The organism is Holdemanella porci, assembly GCF_019052655.1.
GTDB lineage: Bacteria > Bacillota_I > Bacilli_A > Erysipelotrichales > Erysipelotrichaceae > Holdemanella > Holdemanella hominis.
In genome coordinates this window covers 1-5,975 of sequence record NZ_JAHQVB010000091.1, presented here as the reverse complement: position 1 = coordinate 5,975, position 5,975 = coordinate 1, and the positions used below count along the sequence as shown (strand labels likewise).

Sequence of the window (5,975 nt, the reverse complement as noted above, 5' to 3'; positions counted from 1 at the left end):
ACTATTATTATACGCTATTTCTCGTCAAAAATCAACCATTTGTTGTGACAGAGCCATTTTTTAAAATGTAGTAGCAATACTACAATTTTCGTCGTGCCTTCAAATAAAAATACCATCCAGACAATAGTATCTGGATGGTTCGTCATCTCTTAACTTAATGACATTGGGCTAAGGTCTATTCTTTTTTCTTATCTGTGTGATTTGTTAACGTATCAAAAGAAGGAGTGTGTTATAATAAATCATATTGACAAAGGGTGATTTAAATTATGGGGCGTGAATTATTTTTAGACTTTTTTACAGAGCACGAAGTGCCTGTTATTCGTAAAAGAAGACATACATTTTTAAAGATGGATGATGAGAATGCATATATTTTAAAAGAAGGTGTTGTGAAGGTCAGTGTTTTAATGCGTGATGGACGTGAATTTAATATTGCGTATTTAAAAGGCTTTGATATTTTATCTATGTTTAAAGATGCAGTTGTTGATTGTAAATTTTCTTCATTGATGATTCGTGTTGAAAGTGATGAAGCTAGTTTTTATTGTGTTTCTAAAGAATTATTTAATCAATTATTAAATAAACATTCTGAATTGGTGGAATACGTGAATACGTATTATCGTAAGAAATTATCGGAAACAATTTCAAGACAAGAATTAATGACGATGAATGGCAAGAATGGTGCTGTATGTGCATTTATATACTATTTGGTTACAATATTTGGAAAAGAAGCGCGTGATGGAATTTTGATCGATTTAAAGATCACAAACGATGATATTGCGGGTTTCTGTGGAATTTCTACAAGACATAGCGTGAATCGTATTTTGCGTGGCTTAAGAGAAGAACATGTTATTCGCACATTGTATAATAAAATCATGGTCTTGGATGTCGAGTATTTAAAACAATTTGTAGATGTTAAGATGGATGCATAATCCGCCTTTTTCATACAAAATAAAAAGAGCCGACTTAAAATGTGGGATGCCGACTCTTAAAACTGGTCATTATAAGAAAGACTATCATGAGTTGGTTACAACCAGTTTTATTTACTATATCATGGATTTTGAAATGAAAAAAGAGCTGAACTAGATGATGTGGCAAATAATTCAGCTCTATTCATAGGAAACTGGATATGCAAATTACTTTATGGACACGCTATCCAGCAAAAATAAGTATATCATCTTGTTGTGTATTATACAAAAACAATTGCCCATAATTGTATATGTAAGGAACACGTAATATAATAAATATCAATTGCTAACAAGATTCAACTGAAGTATGGTACAATGGAAATAATGATAGAGGTGACGAAGATGAATTGTGACTATGTGCTTAAATATCTGGAAAAGATGGAAGTCCCAATTGTTTCAAAAAAGAACCATGATATTATAATGTGCGATTTAGAAAAGATGATTTTTTTAAAGGAAGGTGTCGTAAAGGTGAGTTCCATTTTAGAGGATGGACGTGAATATAATATAACTTACGACAAAGGCCCCAATCTTCTTTCGTTAATGTGCGACACACTTCGTGAAGATGTTGCGTATCGTGTAAGAATTCGTGTTGAAAGTGAAGAGGCATCTTTTTGTTTGGTAAGTCGAGAAGATTTCTCAAGGGCCGTAAAGCGAGATGAAAAACTAAAAGAGTATGTTGAGGCATACTATCGTGAGAATCTACAAAGAGCTCTATATCGCCAAAAATGTATGACAATGAATGGAAAGAGTGGCGCTATCTACGCATTTCTTTATAATTTGATTTCTTTGTCTGGAAAAGAAATCAAGGAAGGTATATTGATTGATATGCAGATCACAAATGATGATATCGCAGGATTCTGTGGTATTTCTACCAGAAACAGTGTCAACCGTATTTTGCGTGGATTAAGAGAAGAAAACGTAATTCGTATAGTCGATAATAAGATTTTAATTTTGAATGCAGATTATTTAAAGCCATATGCAGACTAAAAGGGTAAGTATCTCACCCTTTTCATTTCGCTAATTTTTCTTCTAATAATTCCATAGTGATTGCTTTTACGATATGTCCATTCATATTGCTTTAATGCATTCTTGAATATCACTTTCAAATGCATTGGCACTTATCGCAAGAATATGTACGCTTTTCGCATCGTTTCTTGGTAAGGTACGTATTTCTTTTGTTGCCTCTAATCCATCTTTAATTGGCATCATAATATCCATAAAAATATAATCAAAAGTATAAAGCTTAGATTTTTTGAATTGATCAATGGCTTCCTGTCCATTTCGAGCAGTCGATAAATCAAACCCAAGATCTTGCAACAAAATGGTTGCAATTTCTAGGTTGATATCATTGTCTTCAACAAGGAGTGCTTTCTTATTTGTAAGATTTAATGGATTAGTTTGAATGGGCTTTGCAGTTTGTAGGTTAAAATCTATCTGTAAAGGAAGAATTATCCAAAAGGTTGTACCCGCATTTTCTTTACTTTCCATTTGTATCGTACCATGTATCATTTTACTAAAGGAGTGAAGTGTATACAAATCCAAAGTTTGTATGGCCATATCGATAGGGGTTCCTTTGTCGAAGCGGACGATATCGATAGTATCTTGGATTAGCTCACATTGATAAATGGCCGCAAAATCTTTGCACAAAGCTTCGAGTAATTGTGTATTCATAACACACCTCCTTAAAAAAGCGTCTATGGAAAGGCGCAGGTAAGATAGTGCAATTTAAAAAATACCATTATGCCCTTTCTAAGGGCTTTATACTCGATTGTTAAAACGAAGAAAAGAGCTGATCGGGTAAATCAGCTCAAGAAATAGGAAACGCTGGATAAGCGGTAAAAAGGCAATTTGATTATCCAGTATTGCCTAGTATATCACTATGGATTGAAAATGCAAGAAGAGTGAACAAATTTTCTGTATCACTAGTTTTTATGTTGAATTGTATTTAATATTGATTTGTATTATACTTGAGATAGATTCCGTATAGGAATTTATTTTTTTTGGAAGAAAATATGAAAATTGTTGTAGTTGGTGATGGGAAAGTTGGCTTTGCGATTGCGAAACAATTGAATCAAGAGGGTCATGATATTACAGTGGTTGAAAATAAAGTGAATGTATTATCGAGTACAATGAATCAACTAGATATTGTTGGTGTGCAAGGGAATGGAGCTAGTTTAGACACATTGTTGGAAGCACGCGTACCTTCGAGTGATTTGTTGATTGCGGCTACATCAACGGATGAAGTGAATATTATTTGTTGTTTATTGGCAAAAAAATTGGGAGCTAGACATACCATTGCTCGTATTCGTAATCCAGAATACAATAACACAGTTCGTTTGATTAAAGATGAATTGGGATTGAGTATGAGTATCAATCCAGAGCAGGCGGCGGCTCGTGAAATTTTGCGTGCGATTCGTTTCTCAAATTCCATTAAAGTATCGTCTTTTGCGAAGGGAAGAATTGAGCTTGCTGAAGTTAAGGTAACAGAGAATTCCCCACTTTTAAATATGCGTGTGGTTGATATCAATCGTCGTTTTAAGACGGAAGTCTTGTTTGTGACGATTTTGCGTGATGGTGAAGTCATCATTCCAAATGGAAATACGGTGATTTATGAAAATGACCGTCTTACATTAACGGGTTCAGCAACGCAATTAGAGCGTTTCTTTATTAAGATTGGTATTTTAAGTGATCGTACAGTCAATGAGGTTATGATTGTTGGTGGTGGTCGTATCACATATTATTTGACGAGAATGTTACTTGAATTGGGGATGGCCGTTAAAATTATTGAGTTGAATAAAGATAAGTGTATCAACTTGGTTGAAAAATTCCCACAGGCAACGGTTATTCATGGAGATGGAACGGATCATGAATTATTATTGAGTGAATCCTTAGAGGAAATGGATGCCTTTATCGCTCTTACAGATAATGATGAGGAGAATGTCATTATTTCGATGTTTGCGCAAAGTCATGATGTTACGCATGTGCTTCCTAAGGTAAATCGTGTTTCTCTAGGTTTCTTGTTGGATAAGTTGGGGCTTGAAAATTCAATTACGCCTAAGTTTATTACCGCAAACCAAATCGTGCAGTATGTTCGTGCTATGCAGAATACGGTTGGATCAAACGTTGAATCTTTGATCAAGCTAGTGGATGACAAGGTAGAGGCTTTAGAATTTAGAGTGCGTGACAATTGTCGTTTTATTGATGTGCCAATTAAGGATCTAAATATTCGTAAGGGTATTATCATTGCGTATATAACACATAAAGGTGTTTCTAAGGTGGCAACTGGTGATACGCGTATTCAACTATCGGATACGGTTATTATTATTAGTAAGGTTGCAGGATTGAGGGATATCAATGATTTACTATCTTAAGCATAATATACATAAACTCAACTGGACTATAATTGGTAATGTATTGGGTATGGTGCTTATTGCGCAAGCCTGTTTAATGGTGTTACCGGTCATAGTGGATTTGATTTATCAAGAAGGATTATTTGATTCTTACTTGATCGTAATTGGGATTTGTTTGGTTTTAGGATATGGTTTAACGCGTAAAAAGGCGAGAACGAATTCTTATTTTGCCAAAGATGGAATGCTTGCGGTGGGTATTGCCTGGATTGTTGTTTCTTTCTTTGGTGGATTACCATTCTACTTGTCGGGTGAAATTCCTTCTTTTGTGGATTGCTTCTTTGAAGCGGTGTCTGGATTTACAACGACAGGTTCAAGTGTTTTAACGGAAGTTGAGAATTTGAAGCATGCCACACTATTCTGGCGTAGCTTTACACACTGGATTGGTGGTATGGGTATCTTGGTTTTCATTTTGGCCTTACTTCCAAAGTCAAATGATCGTGATATGCATATTATGCGTGCGGAAGCGCCGGGTCCTACCATTGGTAAATTAGTACCTCGTATGCGTCAGTCGGCTATGATTTTATATACCATGTATATGGGATTGACTGTCATTCAGGTCATTTTACTTTTGATTGGGAAGATGCCATTGTTTGATGCGTTGTGTAATACATTTGGTACAGCGGGTACTGGTGGTTTTGCAATTAAAAACACGAGTATTGGTGCCTACAACAATGCGTATTATGAAGTGATCATTACGATTTTCATGATTTTATTTGGTGTGAACTTTAATATGTATTACTTTTTATTAATCAAAGATTTCAAACAGGTCTTTAAAAATGAAGAGTTGCGTACATATTTAGGTATTATTCTATTTTCAATTATTTGTATCACATTGAATATTTTATCCATGTATAATTTTGATGTATTCAAATCCATTCGTTTGGCAAGTTTTCAAGTGGGTTCAATTATAACGACAACGGGATATTCGAGTTGTGATTATAGTGTCTGGCCACAATTTAGTAAGATGATCCTCTTCTTATTAACAATCTGTGGTGCGAGTGCTGGTTCGACTGGTGGTGGTGTTAAGGTAAGTCGTCTTTTGATTATTGTAAAGAAAATTAAATTGGATATTCAAAAGTTACTACATCCACAAAAAGTAGAAGCCATTACAATGGATGGAAAAGTTGTAGATACAGAGGTGGTCACTCAGATCATGGCGTATTTCTGTAGTTTCATTATTATTGTCGGTGTCTTGTTGTTCTTGGTTTCATTTAATAACTTTGATTTTGAAACAACGGTTACATCCGTTATGACTTGTATTGGTAATGTAGGTCCAGGATATGGTCTTTGTGGTCCAATGGGAAATTTCTCCATGTTCTCGGATTTTTCGAAGATCGTCTTATCTTTTGCGATGTTGATTGGTCGTTTGGAAATCTATCCTATTATCATTTTCTTGGCTCCAATTTTAAATATTCGTAGTGTATCTAAGAATATTCATAGTCGTAAAAAGCGTAGAAGCAACTAAGGTACTTTTTAGTATCATTTGCACCTTTTAGTTTAATGAAAACGGATACAACTAACTTAAGTGTATTTTGAGTTAATATATAGCCTGAATTATTCATGAAAAGATAATAAAAGAAGATTAGCCTTGTTGATGGATCCA

General features: G+C 34.6%; 5 protein-coding genes. 4 read left to right on the top strand and 1 reads right to left on the bottom strand.

Going from position 1 to position 5,975, the window contains the following annotated elements:
* The first annotated feature begins 266 nt into the window (after positions 1-266).
* Positions 267-926 carry a Crp/Fnr family transcriptional regulator gene (locus tag KTQ83_RS10995; protein ID WP_217256837.1) on the top strand — a complete coding sequence of 220 codons (660 nt, stop codon included), beginning with the start codon at positions 267-269 and terminating at the stop codon, positions 924-926.
* 351 nt (positions 927-1,277) lie between these two features.
* On the top strand, positions 1,278-1,949 hold the full coding sequence (locus tag KTQ83_RS10990; protein ID WP_227403314.1) for a Crp/Fnr family transcriptional regulator: 672 nt from the start codon (positions 1,278-1,280) through the stop codon (positions 1,947-1,949).
* 81 nt (positions 1,950-2,030) lie between these two features.
* Here the strand turns inward: KTQ83_RS10990 and KTQ83_RS10985 are convergent, their stop codons facing one another.
* Positions 2,031-2,633, bottom strand: a complete 603-nt coding sequence (locus KTQ83_RS10985; RefSeq protein WP_186999670.1) for an ATP-binding response regulator — start codon at positions 2,631-2,633, stop codon at positions 2,031-2,033.
* Between the two features lie 341 nt (positions 2,634-2,974).
* Here KTQ83_RS10985 and trkA point away from each other — a divergent pair, with 341 nt between their 5' ends.
* Entirely contained in the window at positions 2,975-4,333 is a 1,359-nt protein-coding gene (gene trkA, locus KTQ83_RS10980; RefSeq protein WP_186999671.1) for a Trk system potassium transporter TrkA, read from the top strand.
* On the top strand, positions 4,317-5,837 hold the full coding sequence (locus KTQ83_RS10975; protein ID WP_217256836.1) for a TrkH family potassium uptake protein: 1,521 nt from the start codon (positions 4,317-4,319) through the stop codon (positions 5,835-5,837). The genes trkA and KTQ83_RS10975 overlap by 17 nt, the downstream gene beginning before the upstream one ends.
* Positions 5,838-5,975 lie beyond the last annotated feature (138 nt).

Bases quoted from the DNA above. Each gene is read 5' to 3' on its own strand.
- KTQ83_RS10995 (WP_217256837.1), top strand. From the start codon at position 267: ATGGGGCGTGAATTATTTTTAGACTTTTTTACAGAGCACGAAGTGCCT.
- KTQ83_RS10990 (WP_227403314.1), top strand. From the start codon at position 1,278: ATGGAAATAATGATAGAGGTGACGAAGATGAATTGTGACTATGTGCTT.
- KTQ83_RS10985 (WP_186999670.1), bottom strand. From the start codon at position 2,633: ATGAATACACAATTACTCGAAGCTTTGTGCAAAGATTTTGCGGCCATT.
- trkA (WP_186999671.1), top strand. From the start codon at position 2,975: ATGAAAATTGTTGTAGTTGGTGATGGGAAAGTTGGCTTTGCGATTGCG.
- KTQ83_RS10975 (WP_217256836.1), top strand. From the start codon at position 4,317: ATGATTTACTATCTTAAGCATAATATACATAAACTCAACTGGACTATA.